The sequence below is a fragment of the Pectobacterium brasiliense genome (assembly GCF_013449685.1).
Lineage (GTDB): Bacteria > Pseudomonadota > Gammaproteobacteria > Enterobacterales > Enterobacteriaceae > Pectobacterium > Pectobacterium brasiliense_A.
The window spans coordinates 530-18,874 of record NZ_JACDSF010000004.1 but is presented as its reverse complement, the minus strand read 5'-3'; the positions used below and the strand labels follow the sequence as shown (position 1 = coordinate 18,874).

At 54.0% G+C, this 18,345-nt stretch carries 19 protein-coding genes; 16 read left to right on the top strand and 3 right to left on the bottom strand.

Annotated features, from left to right (window positions below):
* Positions 1 to 7: 7 nt before the first annotated feature.
* Entirely contained in the window at positions 8 to 1,513 is a 1,506-nt protein-coding gene (locus H0248_RS01770; protein ID WP_257981527.1) for an ABC transporter substrate-binding protein, read from the top strand.
* Between the two features lie 61 nt (positions 1,514 to 1,574).
* Here H0248_RS01770 and ribA read toward each other — a convergent pair whose 3' ends face one another.
* Complete coding sequence (ribA, locus tag H0248_RS01765) at positions 1,575 to 2,168, bottom strand: GTP cyclohydrolase II (protein WP_180784445.1); 594 nt, start codon at positions 2,166 to 2,168, stop codon at positions 1,575 to 1,577.
* A 304-nt stretch (positions 2,169 to 2,472) separates the two neighbouring features.
* Here ribA and pgpB point away from each other — a divergent pair, with 304 nt between their 5' ends.
* The 9 genes from pgpB (at position 2,473) to H0248_RS01720 (ending at position 12,381) form a co-directional block, all read left to right on the top strand.
* A complete protein-coding gene (gene pgpB, locus H0248_RS01760; protein WP_180784444.1) occupies positions 2,473 to 3,249 on the top strand; it encodes a phosphatidylglycerophosphatase B in 777 nt (258 codons plus the stop codon).
* A gap of 324 nt (positions 3,250 to 3,573) precedes the next feature.
* Positions 3,574 to 4,515: a D-ribose ABC transporter substrate-binding protein gene (locus tag H0248_RS01755; RefSeq protein ID WP_180784443.1), complete on the top strand. Its 942-nt coding sequence runs from the start codon at positions 3,574 to 3,576 to the stop codon at positions 4,513 to 4,515.
* 44 nt (positions 4,516 to 4,559) lie between these two features.
* Positions 4,560 to 5,192 carry a DUF2291 family protein gene (locus tag H0248_RS01750; RefSeq protein ID WP_180784442.1) on the top strand — a complete coding sequence of 211 codons (633 nt, stop codon included), beginning with the start codon at positions 4,560 to 4,562 and terminating at the stop codon, positions 5,190 to 5,192.
* Positions 5,192 to 6,745: a sugar ABC transporter ATP-binding protein gene (locus H0248_RS01745; RefSeq protein ID WP_180784441.1), complete on the top strand. Its 1,554-nt coding sequence runs from the start codon at positions 5,192 to 5,194 to the stop codon at positions 6,743 to 6,745. The genes H0248_RS01750 and H0248_RS01745 overlap by 1 nt, the downstream gene beginning before the upstream one ends.
* A gap of 1 nt (position 6,746) precedes the next feature.
* Positions 6,747 to 7,844: an ABC transporter permease gene (locus H0248_RS01740; RefSeq protein ID WP_180784440.1), complete on the top strand. Its 1,098-nt coding sequence runs from the start codon at positions 6,747 to 6,749 to the stop codon at positions 7,842 to 7,844.
* A 162-nt stretch (positions 7,845 to 8,006) separates the two neighbouring features.
* Positions 8,007 to 8,837 (top strand): transketolase, encoded by an 831-nt coding sequence (locus H0248_RS01735; RefSeq protein ID WP_039496666.1) that lies wholly within the window; start codon positions 8,007 to 8,009, stop codon positions 8,835 to 8,837.
* Positions 8,830 to 9,774, top strand: a complete 945-nt coding sequence (locus tag H0248_RS01730) for a transketolase family protein (protein ID WP_014915718.1) — start codon at positions 8,830 to 8,832, stop codon at positions 9,772 to 9,774. The genes H0248_RS01735 and H0248_RS01730 overlap by 8 nt, the downstream gene beginning before the upstream one ends.
* 2 nt (positions 9,775 to 9,776) lie before the next feature.
* Positions 9,777 to 11,267 carry an FGGY-family carbohydrate kinase gene (locus H0248_RS01725; protein ID WP_180784484.1) on the top strand — a complete coding sequence of 497 codons (1,491 nt, stop codon included), beginning with the start codon at positions 9,777 to 9,779 and terminating at the stop codon, positions 11,265 to 11,267.
* Positions 11,268 to 11,382: 115 nt separating this feature from the next.
* Positions 11,383 to 12,381: a sugar phosphate isomerase/epimerase family protein gene (locus H0248_RS01720; protein ID WP_010276669.1), complete on the top strand. Its 999-nt coding sequence runs from the start codon at positions 11,383 to 11,385 to the stop codon at positions 12,379 to 12,381.
* 86 nt (positions 12,382 to 12,467) lie between these two features.
* Here H0248_RS01720 and H0248_RS01715 read toward each other — a convergent pair whose 3' ends face one another.
* Positions 12,468 to 13,412 carry a sugar-binding transcriptional regulator gene (locus H0248_RS01715; RefSeq protein ID WP_014915716.1) on the bottom strand — a complete coding sequence of 315 codons (945 nt, stop codon included), beginning with the start codon at positions 13,410 to 13,412 and terminating at the stop codon, positions 12,468 to 12,470.
* Between the two features lie 251 nt (positions 13,413 to 13,663).
* Here H0248_RS01715 and H0248_RS01710 point away from each other — a divergent pair, with 251 nt between their 5' ends.
* The 4 genes from H0248_RS01710 to yciH all read left to right on the top strand — a co-directional run bounded on the left by H0248_RS01710 (position 13,664) and on the right by yciH (position 16,409).
* Positions 13,664 to 13,969, top strand: coding sequence for a LapA family protein (locus tag H0248_RS01710; protein WP_010276674.1), 306 nt, complete (start codon positions 13,664 to 13,666; stop codon positions 13,967 to 13,969).
* Between the two features lie 12 nt (positions 13,970 to 13,981).
* A complete protein-coding gene (gene lapB, locus H0248_RS01705) occupies positions 13,982 to 15,151 on the top strand; it encodes a lipopolysaccharide assembly protein LapB (protein WP_180784439.1) in 1,170 nt (389 codons plus the stop codon).
* 182 nt (positions 15,152 to 15,333) lie between these two features.
* Positions 15,334 to 16,077 carry an orotidine-5'-phosphate decarboxylase gene (gene pyrF / locus H0248_RS01700; RefSeq protein WP_180784438.1) on the top strand — a complete coding sequence of 248 codons (744 nt, stop codon included), beginning with the start codon at positions 15,334 to 15,336 and terminating at the stop codon, positions 16,075 to 16,077.
* A complete protein-coding gene (gene yciH / locus H0248_RS01695; protein ID WP_180784437.1) occupies positions 16,074 to 16,409 on the top strand; it encodes a stress response translation initiation inhibitor YciH in 336 nt (111 codons plus the stop codon). The genes pyrF and yciH overlap by 4 nt, the downstream gene beginning before the upstream one ends.
* Positions 16,410 to 16,663: 254 nt before the next feature.
* Here yciH and osmB read toward each other — a convergent pair whose 3' ends face one another.
* Complete coding sequence (osmB, locus tag H0248_RS01690; protein WP_180784436.1) at positions 16,664 to 16,879, bottom strand: osmotically-inducible lipoprotein OsmB; 216 nt, start codon at positions 16,877 to 16,879, stop codon at positions 16,664 to 16,666.
* A 334-nt stretch (positions 16,880 to 17,213) separates the two neighbouring features.
* On the opposite strand from osmB, the gene araD reads away from it, so the two are divergent.
* Both araD and H0248_RS01680 read left to right on the top strand, forming a co-directional pair.
* Positions 17,214 to 17,909: an L-ribulose-5-phosphate 4-epimerase gene (gene araD, locus H0248_RS01685; protein ID WP_180784435.1), complete on the top strand. Its 696-nt coding sequence runs from the start codon at positions 17,214 to 17,216 to the stop codon at positions 17,907 to 17,909.
* Positions 17,910 to 18,199: 290 nt separating this feature from the next.
* Positions 18,200 to 18,345: MFS transporter (locus tag H0248_RS01680; protein WP_180784483.1), on the top strand; the 146-nt coding region annotated here is incomplete at its 3' end.

Genomic DNA, 18,345 nt, shown 5'->3' with positions numbered 1-18,345 from the left:
TGCTGCGCTGGTGCTGGGTAACGGTTCAGAGCCTGCGTCGTTAGATCCGCATAAGGTGGAAAGCGATGTAGAAGGCCACATTATTAACGACTTTTTCGATAATCTGGTTCGCGTGGGCGATGACGGTGCTATTCAGCCGCGACTGGCCGAGCGCTGGGATAATAAAGACAACACGGTGTGGACGTTCCACCTGCGGCCTGATGCCAAATGGTCCGATGGTTCACCGATTACCGCAGATGATGTGGTGTACAGTTGGCGACGCCTTAGTGACCCTAAAACGCTGTCGCCTTACGGCACCTACGTCGCCAGTATGTATGTGAAGAACGCGGCGGATATTCTGGCGGGCAAAAAAGCGCCGGATTCGCTGGGTGTGAAAGCCTTGGATAGTCGCACGGTTGAAGTCACGCTGGAACACCCGCTGTCGTATTTCCTGGAAATGTCGGCGTACCATGTTCTGGTGCCTCTGCCGAAAGCGGTTCTCGAAAAACACCCTGATAACTGGACGCAGGTCGGAAATTTCGTCAGCAACTGCCCCTATACGCTGAGCGAATGGGTGGTTAACGAACGTATCGTCGGCAAGCGCAATAGCCAGTATTGGGATAACGCGCATACCGTGATTAACAAAGTGACGTATCTGCCGATCAGCTCGCAGGCGGCGGAGTTGAATCGCTATAAATCCGGCGAAATTGATGTCACGGGCATCTTGTCACCCGTTCAATTTGCATCGCTGAAAAAAGAATATCCTCAGGAGGTGAAAGTATCACCACTGTTGTCCACTTACTTCTACCGATTCAATATCCAGAAACCGCCGTTTGATGATGTAGGGGTGCGCCAAGCGTTAGATCTCAGCCTAGATAAAGCGGTCATTGCTGAAAAAGTCATGGGTATGGGGCAGACGCCTGCTTATAGCCTGATTCCCAAAAATGTAGGAGGCTTCCAGCGCAAGGATCCCGAGTGGGCAAACTGGACGCAGCAGCAGCGTAATGACGAGGCAAAGAAACTGTTGAAAGAGGCTGGGTTTGATGACAAGCATCCGCTGAAATTCAATCTGCTTTACAACACCTCCGAGTCGCATTTACGCGTGGCGATTGCCGCCAGTTCAATGTGGAAGAAGAATCTTGGGTCGGAAGTGACGTTGCAAAATCAGGAATGGAAAACGATGCTGGATACCGTACGTACCGGTAACTTTGAGGTGGTCAGACAGTCTTGGACGGGGGATTACAACGAAGCCAGTACGTTTTTGAATACGCTGGAAACGAATGACAGCAACAACAACGGTAAATTCAGTCACGCACAATATGATGCGTTATTGCAAAAGGCGCTGACGGCGAAGGATAAGCAGGAGAAAGAGGCGATTTATCAACAAGCGTCGGATATTTTAGATAGCAACGTCCCCTTGCTGCCTATCTACTACTATGTCCAGCCGCAGATGGTTAAGACCTACATCGGTGGTTTTTCCCCCAACGTGCGTGGCGATTATTACACGCAAGACATGTACATCCTCAAGCATTGATCCCAATAAAACAGCCGGTTAAAAACCGGCTGTGAGCATGGAAAGAAATGAAGCGGGATCGCTATTTCATATCCAGCAAGTGCCCCATTTTGGCCGCCTTGGTCGCCAGATAGTGCTCATTCTTCGGATTACGTCCGACGATTAATGGCACGCGCTCAACGATATTGATGCCTGCCTCGTTGAGTATTTTCACTTTCTGCGGGTTATTGGTCAGCAGGCGAACTTCATCAACGTCGAGCAGCTTGAACATATCGGCGCACAGCGTGAAATCGCGCTCGTCGGCGGCGAACCCAAGCTGATGATTGGCTTCCACCGTATCAGCCCCCAGATCCTGCAACGCATAAGCGCGGATCTTATTGAGCAACCCAATATTACGGCCTTCCTGACGGTGGTATAGCAACACGCCGCGACCTTCTTCGGCGATGTGGCTCAGTGCCGCTTCAAGCTGGAAACCACAGTCGCAGCGCAGGCTAAACAGGGCATCCCCCGTCAGACACTCGGAGTGCACGCGAGCGAGTACGGGAACTGAACCGGAAATATCACCATAGACCAGAGCAAGGTGATCGTGACCCGTGGCGATCTCTTCGAAACCTACCATCAGGAAATCGCCCCACGGGGTGGGCAACTTGGCTTCCGCCACCCGTTTTAGCTGCATACTTTTCTCCAAAAAATCTGTATCCAAAAAGCTGTGTCCAAAAAACGTGTCTAAAAACGCTGTGTCCACAAACAAGAATGCTGAGGCGAATCCTACTGCGACCCATCGCGCTTGACCAGCAAAAAAGCCTGCCTAAGAACGTCACAAAAATTGAATTACAACGTCACCAGACTGCCATCTGGTTTTAGGTTTGTTGACAGAACTGAGCGCTATTTTACGCCATACTGACAGTTCATGTCGGATTTTCTGATAGAATTGTGAAAGTTTTGTTGCATGGCATCATACTGAATTATGGGAAGAAATTATGTACGAAATTGCCAAACGAACCACCATTGGTGCAGCGCTATTACTGATTATGCCAATGATTATCTGGATGAGCGGTTGGCAGTGGCAACCGGAGTATGACGGGCTCTGGTTACGCGTACTCTTCTGGATTACAGAAACGGTGACGTCGCCGTGGGGCATTCTGACCAGTATCGTGCTGAGCATCTGGTTTCTCTGGTGCCTGCGTTTTCGTCTGAAGCCCGCACTCGGTCTGTTGGTCATCATGGCGATGACGGTGCTGATGGGGCAGGGTATTAAATCGGTCATTAAAGAGTGGGTGCAGGAATCTCGGCCCTATGTCGTTTGGCTGGAAAAAAATCATCAGGTGGACGACAGCTATTTCTATTCGTTGCCGCGCAAGGAACGTTCGGAACTGGTGAAAACACAGTTGCAGGATCAAACGCAGATTCCACAGTGGCTGCGCAGCCACTGGCAGTTTGAAACCGGCTTTGCTTTCCCCTCTGGGCACACTATGTTTGCTGCAACCTGGGCGTTGCTGGGTGTCGGGCTGCTGTGGGCACGTCGGCATTATAAAACAGTGGTGATCCTGATGCTGTGGGCTAGCGGCGTTATGGGCAGCCGTCTGGTACTCGGCATGCATTGGCCGCAGGATTTGGTGGTGGCGACGTTAATTAGCTGGCTGCTGGTGGTGCTCGCCAGTTGTCTGGCGCAGCGCTGGTGCGGCCCGCTCTCGCTCCAGTATGAAGAAATTAAAGAACAGGCGGAGGAGGATGCCGCTGAAAATAAATCCTCGTAGCCTTTGAGTTGCCGTTCCTGTTGTAGGTTGTACTCCATAGATAATCCCCTGTAGTGTGTATCCTGCGGATGACCTCGGTCATCCGCATTTTTATGACGCCGCCTTGTCCGTCCCCCTACGTACCTCTGTTGACGCAACGTTAAAAATTTCTCTCGACTCTGTTTTTTCCCGACTCTCACCGCTGTCGCCTCGCGCAAAATGTAAACAATTTGTGAGCTGCTTCGCTATTCCTGTTTTTGCTGTTGGACAATTTTTCGGTTGGTTGTAAAACTCCATCTGAATGTTAATTCAATATTGAATATATATTCAAACAGGAGAATAACAATGAAACCTTACCGTCTGAAATCCTCCCTGCTGGCCATCATGTTTTCCTTCTCTGCCGGTGTGTTCGCCGCAGATAACGGGTTGATCGCCATAATTACCCCTTCACACGACAACCCGTTCTTTAAAGCCGAAGCCGAAGGTGCCAGAACCAAAGCCATCGAACTGGGCTACACCACGCTGGTGGCATCGCATGACGATGACGTCAGCAAGCAAAATCAGCTGATTGAAACCGCCATTGCCCGCAAGGCGAAAGCCATCATTCTGGATAATGCCGGGGCCGATGCGACCATTGGCCCGTTGAAGAAAGCGAAAGCTGCCGGTATTCCCGCCTTCCTGATCGACCGTGAAATCAATGAAACCGGCGTGGCCGTGGCGCAGATCGTTTCCAATAACTATCAGGGTGCGCAGCTCGGTGCGGAGAAGTTCGTCGAACTGATGGGGCACAAAGGCAAATACGTCGAGCTGATTGGCCGCGAGTCAGACACCAATGCGCACGTCCGTTCGCAGGGCTACCACGATGTGATCGACCAATATAGCGACATGAAGCGCGTCGCCAGACAAACGGCGAACTGGAGCCAGACGGAAGCCTTTACCCGCATGGAAGCCATCTTGCAGGCAAATCCGGATATCACCGGCGTGATTTCCGGCAACGACACCATGGCGTTAGGTGCCGAAGCAGCGCTGAAAGCGGCGGGGCGTCACGACGTCATTGTGGTGGGCTTTGATGGCAGCGACTACGTGCGCGATTCCATCATCAATAAAGGCAATATCAAGGCCACGGTGCTGCAACCGGGCTGGCAACAGGCGCAGATGGCGGTCGAACAGGCGGATTACTACCTGAAGAACGGCAAGGCACAGCATGAAGAGAAACAGCTGATGGACTGCATTCTGATCGACGAATCTAACGCGAGCAAACTTAACACCTTTGCGTTGAAACCGTAATTAAGGCGAGAGGAGCGTTAGCTCCTGCTGATAAAGGAGTCGTTATGCTGTTTGATGAACGATACCGCGCCTGTTGGGTTGGGCTCTGTGCCTTGCTGCTGTCGGCCTGTACGGTGGTCGATCTGGATGAAAACGGTAAACCGATCATTCCGGTCGACCCAGCGGCTACGCCGGGCTATAGCACCATGACGCCAGAGAACATCGCGACAGCGCTGTGGCAGGCAAAGCTGCTTCCAACCGCGCAGCAGCAGGCGCTGTCTTGGGACGAGGTGAAGAAAACGCAGGCCGCGCTGGAGGAGTCAGGTCGTAAAACCGTCTATGCACGGCTTCAGGGCATGGTAAGCGGGATTGACCGAGAAAGCCGCGAAGGAAAATTGACGGTTGATGTGCAAGGTGACGCCGTCACGCTTCAACTTGGGCCCATCGTCAAAGGCAATGCCATTCGCGATGCGGCTGGGTTTATTCGCTTTGATGACTTCAAAAATCAGGTGCAGTTTGCCCAATTGGCTCGCGCGCTGAATAACAAAGCGCTCGCGTCATTGCCGGAGCTGGATGCGGGCGTGCAGGGTAAACCCGTTAACGTACTGGCGGCATTGGTGGTGACCAAACAGGGCATCAGCGAAGCGGTGCCGATGACGTTAAACCTGACCGAAACGAGCGGCGGAGGGGCGCAGTGATGGAAAAACCAGACACTTCTCTGCAATCAAACGCGGTGAACCGACCCGATATCGTCATGGCGACCCGCGGCATCACCATGTTGTTTCCTGGCACCAAAGCGCTGGATAACGTCGATTACAACGTTTATCGCGGCAAGGTCAACGTGATTATCGGTGAGAACGGGGCGGGTAAATCGACGCTGATGAAGATTCTGGCTGGCGTGCAGCAGCAGACCTCCGGCCAGATTCTGCTGAATGGCGAAGCGGTGCGCATTGCGGATACGCGTGATGCAGCGGCAAAAGGCATTGGCATGGTGCATCAGGAACTCAACCTATCTGAGAACCTGAGCGTGGCGGAGAACATCTTTCTGGGCCGAGAATTGCAAAAGGGCGTTGCGCCTATCGACTATCTGGCGCAGGAGCGGATTGCGGCGGAGCTGATGGCGCGCCTCGATCAGGATATTTCGCCGCGTACCGAGGTTGCCAGTCTGAAAGTCGGCCAGCAGCAACTGGTGGAAATCGCCAAGGCGCTGGCGGATCAGGCTGACATTCTGATTCTGGACGAACCCACCTCCGCGCTGAGCAAAACGGAGGTCGAGATTCTGTTCCGCGTGATCCGCGAGCTGACTCGCCAGAATGTGTCGATTATCTACATTTCACACCGGCTGGAAGAGCTGATGGCGATTGGTGACTACATCACCATCCTGCGCGACGGGTGTTTTCAGGCAGAGGCGGCCGTCAGCGATATTGACGTGCCGTGGATCGTGCGGGAAATGCTCGGCGGTGACCCTGTCACCAGCTTCCTGCATCCGGGCAGAACGTTTGGTGCGCCCGTGTTGGAAGCGGAACACCTTACCTGCCTCAATGATGCTGGGCATCAGGTGGTCAATGATGTGTCGCTGATGGTGCGTGAAGGGGAAATCGTCGGTATTTATGGGCTGATGGGGGCGGGTCGCACGGAACTCTTCGAGTGTCTCCTGGGGATTCAGAATGATTATCTGGGCAAGATTTATCTCGATAGCAAACCGGTTAATCCGCGGCTCTCTACCGCGCAGCGCATTCGTATGGGCATGAGTCTGGTGCCGGAAGATCGTAAAAAAACCGGCATCTTTCCGCTCTCGTCGGTGGCTTCCAATCTCACCATCGCCAGCCTGTGGCGGCGGCTGAAATACGGCATGGCGATCTTCCAGCGGCAAGAGCAGGAGGTGGTTGCCAGCACGATTGGGCAACTGGCGATCAAAGTCTCTTCGCCCGAGGTCGAAATTCAGGCGCTCAGCGGCGGCAATCAGCAAAAAGTGGTGATTGGTCGCTCGTTGCTGACCAGCCCCAAGGTGCTGCTGCTGGATGAACCCACGCGAGGCATTGATGTGGGTGCCAAAGCCGACGTCTTTGAAATGATGGTCGGGCTGTCCGAACAGGGTATCGGCGTGCTGTTTTCCACTTCGGATCTGAAAGAGATTATGGCGGTATCGGACCGTATTTTGGTGATGTCGAATGGCAAGCTGACGGCGAATATCGTGCGTCAGTCGGCCAGCGAGTCGGCATTGGTTTCGGCAAGTGCACAAGGGTTCTGACATGAAAACGACTCACCTTCCGGCGGCGTCAGGCGCGCTATCACCGGGTAAGTTTGTACGCTCACGAGAGAGCATCCTGCTGTTGATTCTCAGGCTGCGCACGTTTATCGCGCTGTTCCTGATTCTGGGGTTCTTTGCCTTCACGGTGCCCGGATTTTTGGCCACAGGCAGCCTGATCATCATGGTGAAGCACATTGCCATCAATGCGTTTCTGGCACTGGGGATCACGTTTGTCATCATCACCGCCGGGATTGATCTGTCAATCGGTGCCACGTTAGGGCTGTGCGGCATGGTGGCGGGCTACATGATTACTCAGGGAATTGTGCTGCCCATGTTCGGCGTCGCGATTTTCCCCAGCGTGTGGGTCATCGTGCCTGTCGTGCTGCTGATTGGCGCGCTCATTGGTGCCATCAACGGCTGGATCATCACGCGGTATAACGTTGCGCCCTTTATCTGCACACTTGGAACGATGTACATCGTGCGTGGGGCATCGATGCTGATTTCTGGTGGGGAAACGTTCCCTGGCTTGGGTGGTAACCCGCAGTTGGGCAACACCGGTTTTGAGCTGATCGGCTCTGCCACGATCCTGGGATTACCGCTGGCCATCTGGCTGATGCTGGTGCTGGCCGTGGTGATTGCCTATGTGGCGCGCCGCCTGCCGTTCGGCCGTCATGTCTATGCGATTGGTGACAACGAACGTGCTGCTGAACTTTCCGGCGTCAAAGTACGTCAGGTCAAAGTCTGGGTCTACACCATTTCCGGCTTCTGCGCCGCTATCGCGGGCATCGTGGTGTCCTCTCAGTTGGTTGCCAGCCATCCGGCAACCGGCACCGCCTTTGAAATGAACTCGATTGCTGCTGTGGTGCTCGGCGGAACGTCGCTGGCAGGCGGGCGCGGCACGATTCTGGGCACGCTGATTGGCGCGTTTGTTATCGGGATTCTTGCCGATGGGCTGGTGATGATGGGCGTAAGTGAATTCTGGCAGATGGTGATTAAAGGCATCGTCATCATTGTGGCGGTGATTATCGACCAGATGCAAAACCGTATGCAGCACAAGGCCGCCATTGTGTCACAGAAGGCCGCGGTGGAAGGGACGTAGTTAAGCGTAGATAGCAGCAGGTTAAGCGTAACGAGCACGGGGCGTTGAGTTGTGGCGAGAACGATGTCGGTAGGCATACCGAGGCCCGATTTGAGCGCAATTTTTTTTGATTTGAAATGAATAAATATTCGTTTTTGAGTAAAAATTCAAGCGAGGTGAAGTATGAATCCGTACGCATTGTCGGTGGAGGCGCTGACGCATAAAGCCCGCGCTATTCGTCGCCGCATTATTCATCTGAATGCCAATAGCCCGGCTGGCGGGCACACGGGCGCCGATCTGTCACAGGTTGAGATACTGACGGCGCTGTATTTTCGCATTCTGAACTGTGCACCGGATCGCCTTCAGGATCCGCAGAGGGATATTTACATCCAGTCAAAAGGTCATGCGGTCGGCGGCTATTACTGCTGTCTGGCGGAAGCGGGCTATTTCCCAGAAGCGTGGCTGGAGACCTATCAGCACCCCGACTCGCATTTGCCGGGGCATCCGGTCAAGCACAAAACGCCGGGGATTGAACTGAACACCGGCGCGCTGGGGCACGGCTTGCCGGTTGCCGTCGGCATTGCGTTGGCGGCGAAGCGCGATAACAGCCCGCGTCGGGTATTTGTCCTGACGGGGGATGGCGAGCTGGCGGAAGGCAGTAACTGGGAAGCGGCGCTGGCGGCGGCGCATTACCAACTGGATAACCTAGTCATCATCAACGACAAGAACAAACTGCAACTGGCGGGAACGACCTGCTCCATCATGAACACCGATCCGCTGGCGGAAAAGTGGCAGGCTTTTGGCCTACAGGTCACGGAATGCGCGGGTAATGACATGCGCTCGGTGGTGGAAACGCTGGAGAACCTGCCGCGCAACGGCAAACCGAATGTGGTGATTGCGAATACGGAAAAAGGCGCAGGCGTGTCGTTTATTCAGGGGCGGGCTGAATGGCATCACCGGGTGCCGAAAGGCGAGGAAATTGCACTGGCGCTGGAGGAATTAAAAGATGAGTAACGCAGAGCATCTGGCAACCGTCATGGTCGAGCAGTTCATCAAGGCCGTCGAACAGGGGATTGATGTAGTTCCGGTGTTGGCGGATTCGACCTCTACGGCGAAGATTTCACCGTTCATACAGCGTTTCCCCGACCGCATCGTCAACGTGGGGATCGCAGAACAAACCATGGTGGGGACAGCGGTAGGGCTGTCCATCGGCGGCAAGATTGCGGTGACCTGTAACGCGGCTCCGTTTTTGATCTCCCGTGCGAATGAACAGCTCAAAGTCGACGTCTGTTACAACAACAGCAACGTCAAACTGTTTGGGCTGAATGCCGGCTGTAGCTATGGTCCGCTCGCCAGCACGCACCACAGTATTGATGACATCGCGGTGCTGAGAGGGTTTGGCAATATTGAGATCTACGCGCCGTCCAGCCCTGAAGAGTGCCGTCAGATTATCGATTATGCGTTTGAACATCAGGGGCCAGTCTATATCCGGCTCGATGGGAAACCGCTGCCTGCCTTGCACGATGAGCGGTATCGCTTTGTGCCGGGGCAGATCGATGTGCTGCGCAAAGGTCGCGATATCACGCTGGTCGGGTTGGGGTCGACCGTGCATGAAATTGTGACGGCGGCTGAATTATTAGCAGAAAAAGGACTTTCCGCTACGGTGGTTAATCTTTCCTCTATCCGCCCGTGCAATACTCAGCAATTGCTTGAAATTCTGAGTGAAACACCTCGAGTCATCACAGTCGAGGAACATAACGTCAACGGCGGTGCAGGCAGTCTGGTAGCGGAAGTGCTGGCGGAAGCGGGCAGCGGAATTCCTCTTGTGCGGTTGGGAATTCCCGATGGCCAATACGCGATTGCCGCCGATCGGAGCGCGATGCGAGCGCATCACGGGCTGGACGCGACGGGCATTGTCAACGCAGCACTGCGTCTTTGCCCGGGAGGCTGATGATGTTTACGCCGGTTATTTTGGCAATCGATGAAGGGACGACGAACGCCAAGGCGATTGCCGTCGATGAGCGGGGGCGCATTCTGGCTAAAGCGGCAGTCGCTTTGCAGGTGACGCACCCGCAGCCGGGCAGAGCCGAGCAGGACGCAATAGCGATCTGGCATGCGGTTTGTCAGGCGGCAGAAGCCTGCCTGTCGTCATTACACCGGGCTCAGGTGGTGGGTGTGGCGATCAGTAATCAGCGTGAGTCGGTGCTGATTTGGGACAGGCGAACCGGAAAGCCGCTGACGCCGCTGGTCAGTTGGCAGGATCGCCGTGCCGAGAAATTCTGTCAGGCATTGCAGGGCAGTGCAGAAGCGCGTCTGATCGAATCCCGTACCGGGCTACAGGTCGATCCGCTTTTTCCCGCCGCCAAACTGCACACCATGCTGGCAGAACTGCCGGACGGTGTCGCCCGGGCGATGCAGGGGGAGCTGTGCATCGGAACGGTGGATTGCTGGCTTAACTGGCAGTTTAGCGGTGGGCGAGCGTATTCCACCGACTATTCCAACGCGGCAAGAACCCAACTGTTCAATATCCACCGCGGCTGCTGGGATGAAGATTTACTGGCATTGTTCGGTATTCCCAGCGTGTGCCTGCCTGCTGTCACGCCGTCCTCGGCGTTACATGGCCACACCGGCGTTACGGGCATCAGCGGCCTTGCCGCTGGCGTACCGATTATGGCGCTGGTTGGCGACTCTCATGCGGCGCTGTACGGTCAGGGCAGCACCCAAAGCGGTGAAATCAAGGCGACATACGGCACCGGCTCGTCGCTGATGACTACCATCAACACGCCGCATCAACAGGCCGCAGGGCTTAGCACCACGATCGCCTGGCACGATGGCGAACTGCGCTACGCGCTGGAAGGCAACATTACCCACACGGGTTCAGGATTTGCCTGGATTGGTCAGATGCTGGGCATCCCTTCTGTTACGCAACTTACCGAGTTGGCGCTCAGCGCCGAGTCTAATCAAGGCGTCTTTTTTGTTCCGGCGTTATCCGGACTGGGTGCGCCCTATTGGGATGTACAAGCGCGTGGCCTGCTGTGTGGATTATGCGATGCCACCACGCCCAACATCATCGCCCGTGCGGGGCTGGAAGCCATCGCGTACCAGATTGCCGATGTCTTTTTTGCGATGGAACAGGCATCGCAGGCCGCATTACCCGCGCTACGCGTTGACGGTGGTGCGACACAAAACCGCTGGCTGATGCAGTTTCAGGCCGACCTCTTGCAGCGCCCATTGATTCGCAACCATAACGCGGAAGTGTCGGCGCTGGGCGCGGCGTATCTGGGCGGGAAAATGCTGGGGTGGTGGGAGCACAACGAACAGATCGCTGCGCTGCCCAGAGAAGTGGAGGTCATCGAACCGTCGACGACAAACCACGGGGTTTTGGAGAGCTATCAACAGTGGCGCACGGCGGTAGCACGTGCACGTCTGCGGCCCGAGTCATAACCATTTTTAACCGTAAGCATTTTTAGCAGTAAGAAATGTTAGCAGTAAGAACCTATCCGATACGAAAGAAAAGATAAGCAGCTCAATACCATCAGAAATCAATGAGGTGACTTTTATGGCAACGTATAACTACCCTAAATTTGGTGCCGGTTTGTGGCATTTTGCGAATTATATCGACCGCTACGCGGTGGACGGCTACGGTCCAGCATTGAGCACGATCGATCAGATCAAAGCGGCGAAAGAGGTCGGCGAACTTTCCTATGTCGACTTGCCTTATCCCTTCACGCCGGGCGTGACGCTCAGCGAAGTAAAAGATGCGCTGAAAGATGCGGGACTGAAGGCGATTGGTATCACGCCGGAAATTTATCTGCAAAAGTGGTCGCGCGGTGCTTTTACCAACCCCGATCCAGCGGCCCGAGCGGCGGCGTTTGAATTAATGCACGAATCTGCGGGCATTGTGCGTGAACTCGGTGCGAACTATGTCAAAGTCTGGCCGGGTCAGGATGGCTGGGATTACCCGTTCCAGGTCAGCCATAAAAACCTGTGGAAGCTGGCGGTGGACGGCATGCGCGATCTGGCAGGCGCTAACCCCGATGTGAAATTCGCCATCGAGTACAAACCGCGTGAGCCGCGCGTGAAAATGACCTGGGATTCAGCCGCGCGAACGCTGCTGGGTATTGAAGATATCGGGCTGGATAACGTCGGCGTGCTGCTGGACTTCGGGCATGCGCTGTATGGCGGCGAATCACCGGCCGATTCCGCCCAATTGATTATCGATCGCGGTCGTCTGTTCGGCATGGATGTGAATGACAACCTGCGCGGCTGGGATGACGATCTGGTGGTTGGCACCGTGCATATGACCGAGATCTTCGAATTTTTCTACGTGTTGAAAATCAACAACTGGCAAGGTGTCTGGCAGCTCGATCAGTTCCCGTTCCGTGAGAACCACGTTGAGGCGGCACAGTTGTCTATCCGTTTCCTGAAACACATCTATCGCGCGCTGGACAAGCTGGATATCCCGGCGCTTCAGGCGGCACAGGAAGCGCAAAATCCGTTACAGGCGCAGCGGATTGTGCAGGATGCGCTACTGTCATCCATTAACGTTAACGAATAATCACGCCACGGTTCGTCAGGCGCGGAGCAGGGGAAGCATTCCGCGCCTTACGTTGCTCTTATTGCTCACCGCGAGTGGTGAGTACGTTAGATCAACGTCTCGGCGGTTAATCGATCGGTAATCAATACATCAACGTAGTGCCCGGTTAAGGCACCGCGAATCGCAGCACTTTTCTCGACGCCGCCCGCTAACGCCACCACGCGCGGACACTGACGCAGCTGTGGCAGCGCCATACCAATCACCGGATCTTCATCGTCCTGCAACACCGGTTCGCCTTCCGCGTTGTAATAATGCAGGCATAAATCGCCCACGGCACCGCGTTCGGCCAGCTGTTGCAGCATCGCTTCGTGATAGTAGTTACCGGAATTTTTCAGCAGTTGCGAGGGCTCCAGCACGCCAATACCGACAAGCGCCAGACTCACCTCGCTGAATTTATCAACCACGCTGGAAACCTCATCGCTGGTCACCAAACGGGCGCGATCTTCCACCGACCGTTCGATGCTCTGCGCGGGCAAAAGGTAAGCGGGGCAACTGAGCTGATTGGCTAAGGTTTGCGTCAGGATCGTCGCCTGCACATTACCATTCGGTCCGACGCCGCCCAACAGTTGGATGACGCCCTGAGCCTTGACGCTTTGCGGATGCAGGCTGTCCACCATCGCCCGTAGCGTGCTGCTCCAAGACGAGATACCAACCAGATCGTCAGGGCGGATACTGGTTTGGACGTAGTGGGCGGCCGCAGAGCCAATCGCCTGCTTGATTTGCGCCAGTGTAGCGTTATCGGCGACATCCACCACGATAGCCTGATCGATGCCGTAGCGCTTTTGAATCGCCGCTTCCAGCCCCATGAACATGTTCGGGGGTTGAATTACGCTGATTTTGACCACACCTTCTTTAACACAGCGCGTGATAGCGCGGGAGACAAAAGACTGTGACAAATGGAGTGAGGCGGCAATTTCTGCTTGTTTCATCCCTTCGCTATAATAGAGTGTAGCGATCTTGACCAATAATCGCTGTTCGTCCTGCTTTGACATGACTTTTCCCCTTGCTGACTTGCTGCTGTCATTTTTATTCAGCACAGAATAAATAACAAGCGCAGACGGCAGTGGCGCATGGTTCTTGTTTTTGACTTTTGTACCGTGGAAGTGTGGTGATAAGTGCGGCGACAAAAAATCGGGTTGACGCCGTGATTTCCCTGTCTGCGCCGGACATGGTAATTTAATGGGGTTTGTCGCCAAAATTTGGCATAATTCATCCGGTTACTGGATATCACAGGAAGGACAATGTGAAATATTTGCTGATTTTTTTACTCGTGCTGGCGATATTCATCATTTCTGTCACACTGGGTGCGCACAACGATCAGGTTGTGACATTTAACTACCTGCTGGCACAGGGGGAGTATCGTATCTCCACACTGCTTGCCACGCTGTTTGCCTTGGGTTTTGCCCTTGGCTGGGTTATCTGTGGTCTGTTTTATCTGCGTCAGCGCATTGCGCTTGGCCGTGCACAACGTAAAATTAAGCGTCTGGAACAACAGCTTTCTACCTCCACCGAGGAGAACGTGGCGCCAGTGCAGACGGTCACCCACTAAGGAATTCTCTCTATGTTAGAACTGCTGTTTCTGTTGCTGCCCGTGGCCGCCGCGTACGGCTGGTACATGGGTCGCAGAAGTGCGCAGCAGGACAAAGAGCAGGAATCCAACCGCCTGTCCCGAGAGTATGTCACCGGGGTTAACTTCCTGTTGTCCAATCAGCAGGATAAGGCGGTTGAGCTGTTCCTCGACATGCTCAAGGATGACAGCAACACCTTTGAAGCCCACCTCACGCTCGGCAACCTGTTCCGTTCGCGCGGCGAAGTTGACCGTGCGATTCGCATCCATCAGGCGCTGACCGAAAGCGCATCGTTAACCTTTGAACAGCGCCTGCTGGCGGTGCAACAGCTGGGCCGTGACTATATGGCCGCAGGGCTGTATGACCGCGCCGAAGAAAGTTTCAACCAGTTGGTGGATGAAGAAGATTTTCGACGCAGCGCCTTGCAGCAGCTCTTGCAGATCCATCAGGCGACCAGCGATTGGCCGACGGCGATTGATGTGGCGGAAAAACTGGTCAAGATGGGAAAAGACCAGCTTCGCGTGGACATCGCGCATTTTTACTGTGAATTGGCGCTGTTGGCGATGGGCAGCGACGATCTGGATAAGGCGCTAACGCTCCTGAAAAAAGGGGCGACGGCGGACAGTCAGTGCGCCCGTGCGTCTATCATGATGGGGCGCATCTACATGGCGCAACAGGATTATGCACGCGCCGTGGAAGCCTTGCGACAGGTTCTCGAGCAGGATAAAGAACTGGTTAGCGAAACGCTGCCGATGCTGCAAGAGTGCTATCAGCATTTAGATAAGCCTTTGGATTGGGCGAATTTCCTCAGACGCTGCGTAGAAGAAAATACCGGTGCGACGGCAGAATTGATGCTGGCCGACATCCTCGAAAGAGAAGAGGGGGCCGAGGTGGCACAGGCTTATATTAACCGCCAGCTTCAACGCCACCCCACGATGCGCGTGTTCCACCGCCTGATGGATTTTCACCTGCATGAAGCGGAAGATGGACGAACAAAAGAGAATCTTCAGGGATTGCATGACATGGTCGGCGAACAGATTCGCACCAAACCCCGCTATAGCTGCCGCAAATGTGGCTTCACGTCGCAATCGCTCTATTGGCAATGTCCTTCCTGCCGCACCTGGGCAAGCATCAAGCCGATCCGTGGGCTCGACGGCCAGTAACGTTTTACGATATCGAGTTAATGCTGTTTAGCGCGTTTTAGTTACAACATACTAATAACTGCATATGATTTCGGTTCCAGCCAGCGTCTTTAATCGCATTGGTCTTCAGGCGGCTGGGATTTCAGGGGCGGGGCATGTAGAATGCGGCGGAAATTTTGGCTTCGCAAGAGACTGGGTGACGAATGAAAAACGAGAATCTACAGCAAAAGAATCAAACGGTATCCTCCCCGATTGTGGTCGCGCTGGACTATGCTAGTCAGCAGGCGGCGCTGTCGTTTGTTGACCGTATCGATCCGCAGGATTGCCGTTTGAAGGTAGGCAAAGAGATGTTTACCTTATTTGGCCCACAGTTCGTGCAGACGCTACAACAGCGCGGCTTTGATGTGTTTCTCGATCTGAAATTCCACGATATCCCAAACACCGTCGCTCACGCCGTCGCGGCAGCGGCCGATCTTGGCGTGTGGATGGTAAATGTCCACGCCAGCGGTGGCTCACGCATGATGACTGCGGCGAAAGAAGCGCTGGTGCCGTTTGGTAACGATGCGCCGCTGCTGATTGCTGTGACCGTGTTAACCAGCATGGACGAAGACGATCTGCGCGGGCTCGGCATTACCGTTAGTCCGGCGGAGCAGGCGGAACGGCTGGCGGTGTTAACGCATAACAGCGGGCTGGATGGCGTAGTGTGTTCCGCGCATGAGGCGCAGCGGTTGAAGCTGGTATGCGGTCAAGCATTTAAGCTGATCACACCAGGCATTCGTCCCGCTGGCAGCGACGTTGGCGATCAGCGCCGCATCATGACGCCGGTTCAGGCACAGCAGGCTGGCGTCGATTATATGGTGATTGGACGTCCGATCACCCAATCGGCGGATCCGGCACAGACGCTGCGTGAGATTCGCGCGTCATTGTTAAACGGTGCGGCATCATGAGCCTGCGTCGCGACGATAATAGCCAACTGGTTTACTCCACGGAAACCGGACGAATTACGCCGGAAGAAGAGAAGGTGGTTAGGCCAAAAGGTGATGGCATCGTGCGCATCCAGCGTCAGACCAGTGGACGTAAAGGAAAAGGCGTTTGCCTGATTAGCGGTCTCGATCTTGACGATGCTGCACTGGATAAGCTGGCGGCCGAATTGAAGAAGAAATGTGGCTGCGGCGGGTCGGTGAAAGACGGCGTGATCGAAATTCAGGGAGATAAACGCGACCTGCTAAAACAGCTTCTGGAAGCGAAAGGCATGAAGGTTAAGCTGGCTGGCGGCTAATCATCGTAGATATACTCTAAATAATTCGAGTTGCGTGAAGGCGGCAAGAGAGGGAATCCCGATGAGCTTACATAAGTAAGTGATTCGGGTGACAAATCTGCTGGGAGCAGATTTGAACGCTGCTTGCAGCGGCCCTTCAGGGTGAGGCCCACGACGGGCCGAGTATTTGAACGTAGCCAACGTACATGCAGCTTGAAGTATGACGAGTATAAAAGCAGCAGGTTTACTCCCGTGAACCTGCTGCTATAAATTCGTTATTTATCGACCTGACGGCCAATCAGCCCACCGATAGCGGCTCCGCCCAGCGTTCCTAATGTTCCACCATTCGTTAAAATAGCCCCACCGACTGCACCGGCACCGGCACCAATCGCGGTATTACGATCACGTTTGGACATGTTTGAACAGCCCGCGAGTGTTACAGCAAGCGTAATGGCCAGTGCGGCTGTCGCAAAACGTTTGTTTAATTGCATTTTATTCCCCTTTCTGCTTTTGGTCTCACGTTTCTTGTGAGGAAAATATCGAACAACGTGATTTTTACAGTATTAAATAAAGAAACCTGCCTTCTACTGTTTGATGACAAGTATAATCATCGGAAAAAACTGCAACAGGTAAAAACTCTTAATTCCCTAGCGTTATGTTAACGATAGCAATAATTGATAAAACTGACTATTTTTTGACCAATCTTGTGGGGTGTCTCTTTCTTTTTCCCATAGCAGAACACCGCTAGGTCTTTAGCGATTTAGCCCATAGCGACCAACTCGTCAGGCCGCGAAAATGGTGTCATCGCGTCGAGGGGAGGCTTATATGTTAGAAACGCTAAAAAAACAGGTGTTGGACGCCAATCTGGCCTTGCCGCAGCACAATCTGGTGACGTTTACCTGGGGAAATGTCAGTGCGGTCGATCGGCAACGTGGCCTGATGGTGATCAAACCTTCTGGCGTGGAGTATTCGGCCATGACGCTGGAGGATATGGTTGTCGTTGAGCTGGAAAGTGGAAAAGTAATCGAGGGGACGAAGAAGCCGTCGTCAGATACCGATACGCACCGTGTGCTGTATCTAGAATTTGCCGAGATCGGCGGTATTGTGCATACCCATTCTCGCCATGCCACGATCTGGGCGCAAGCAGGTAAAGACATTCCCGCTTGGGGAACGACACATGCGGACTACTTTTATGGTCCCATTCCTTGTACACGCCTGATGACGGACGAGGAAATCAACGGCCGTTATGAGTGGGATACGGGAACGGTGATCGTCGAAACGTTCCGCCAGCGCGGCATTTCTCCGGTAGATGTCCCCGCCGTATTGGTTAATTCGCATGGCCCCTTTGCGTGGGGGAAAGATGCAGACAACGCGGTGCACAACGCGGTTGTTCTGGAAGAGCTTGCCTACATGGGGATTTTCTCACGCCAGTTAACGCCTCAGTTGGGTGAGATGCAGCAAACGCTGTTGGATAAACACTACTTACGCAAACACGGCAAGAACGCCTATTACGGACAATAAACCATCGTGCTGTCGGGGTCATTGTTTGGAAATATCCCGGCATTTTAAATAATGAAAGGATGATCTTACCCTGCCAGCATATTGCTTGCGGGGTGTTCCCCTATTTTAAAATAAATTTTTATTCTTTTTCCGGCAGACAGTAATAAAATGTGAGCACTCTCACGCCGCGCAGGGCATAGCAGATTATTACTGGTCGCTAGCGAGACATTCATGACTGCGCGTTCTATTACAGGGTAACGTTGCTCGCATCAATACGGGCATATTTCCGGTAATGAGAACGCGAGGGCACCATGATAGATTCAAATAAAAATTATTATATGAGCTATTTGTTTTTCCTTTTTTTCTTCATCGGTTGGGGGTGCTGTTTCCCTTATTTATCATTATGGCTAACGGAGACCATTGGCATTAGCTATGGCAGGGCGGGATTCCACTTTGC

What these genes read in the sequence shown, in the direction of transcription:
- ribA (WP_180784445.1), bottom strand. Translation starts at nt 2,168, where the DNA reads ATGCAGCTAAAACGGGTGGCGGAAGCCAAGTTGCCCACCCCGTGGGGC.
- pgpB (WP_180784444.1), top strand. Translation starts at nt 2,473, where the DNA reads ATGTACGAAATTGCCAAACGAACCACCATTGGTGCAGCGCTATTACTG.
- H0248_RS01755 (WP_180784443.1), top strand. Translation starts at nt 3,574, where the DNA reads ATGAAACCTTACCGTCTGAAATCCTCCCTGCTGGCCATCATGTTTTCC.
- H0248_RS01750 (WP_180784442.1), top strand. Translation starts at nt 4,560, where the DNA reads ATGCTGTTTGATGAACGATACCGCGCCTGTTGGGTTGGGCTCTGTGCC.
- H0248_RS01745 (WP_180784441.1), top strand. Translation starts at nt 5,192, where the DNA reads ATGGAAAAACCAGACACTTCTCTGCAATCAAACGCGGTGAACCGACCC.
- H0248_RS01740 (WP_180784440.1), top strand. Translation starts at nt 6,747, where the DNA reads ATGAAAACGACTCACCTTCCGGCGGCGTCAGGCGCGCTATCACCGGGT.
- H0248_RS01735 (WP_039496666.1), top strand. Translation starts at nt 8,007, where the DNA reads ATGAATCCGTACGCATTGTCGGTGGAGGCGCTGACGCATAAAGCCCGC.
- H0248_RS01730 (WP_014915718.1), top strand. Translation starts at nt 8,830, where the DNA reads ATGAGTAACGCAGAGCATCTGGCAACCGTCATGGTCGAGCAGTTCATC.
- H0248_RS01725 (WP_180784484.1), top strand. Translation starts at nt 9,777, where the DNA reads ATGTTTACGCCGGTTATTTTGGCAATCGATGAAGGGACGACGAACGCC.
- H0248_RS01720 (WP_010276669.1), top strand. Translation starts at nt 11,383, where the DNA reads ATGGCAACGTATAACTACCCTAAATTTGGTGCCGGTTTGTGGCATTTT.
- H0248_RS01715 (WP_014915716.1), bottom strand. Translation starts at nt 13,412, where the DNA reads ATGTCAAAGCAGGACGAACAGCGATTATTGGTCAAGATCGCTACACTC.
- lapB (WP_180784439.1), top strand. Translation starts at nt 13,982, where the DNA reads ATGTTAGAACTGCTGTTTCTGTTGCTGCCCGTGGCCGCCGCGTACGGC.
- pyrF (WP_180784438.1), top strand. Translation starts at nt 15,334, where the DNA reads ATGAAAAACGAGAATCTACAGCAAAAGAATCAAACGGTATCCTCCCCG.
- yciH (WP_180784437.1), top strand. Translation starts at nt 16,074, where the DNA reads ATGAGCCTGCGTCGCGACGATAATAGCCAACTGGTTTACTCCACGGAA.
- osmB (WP_180784436.1), bottom strand. Translation starts at nt 16,879, where the DNA reads ATGCAATTAAACAAACGTTTTGCGACAGCCGCACTGGCCATTACGCTT.
- araD (WP_180784435.1), top strand. Translation starts at nt 17,214, where the DNA reads ATGTTAGAAACGCTAAAAAAACAGGTGTTGGACGCCAATCTGGCCTTG.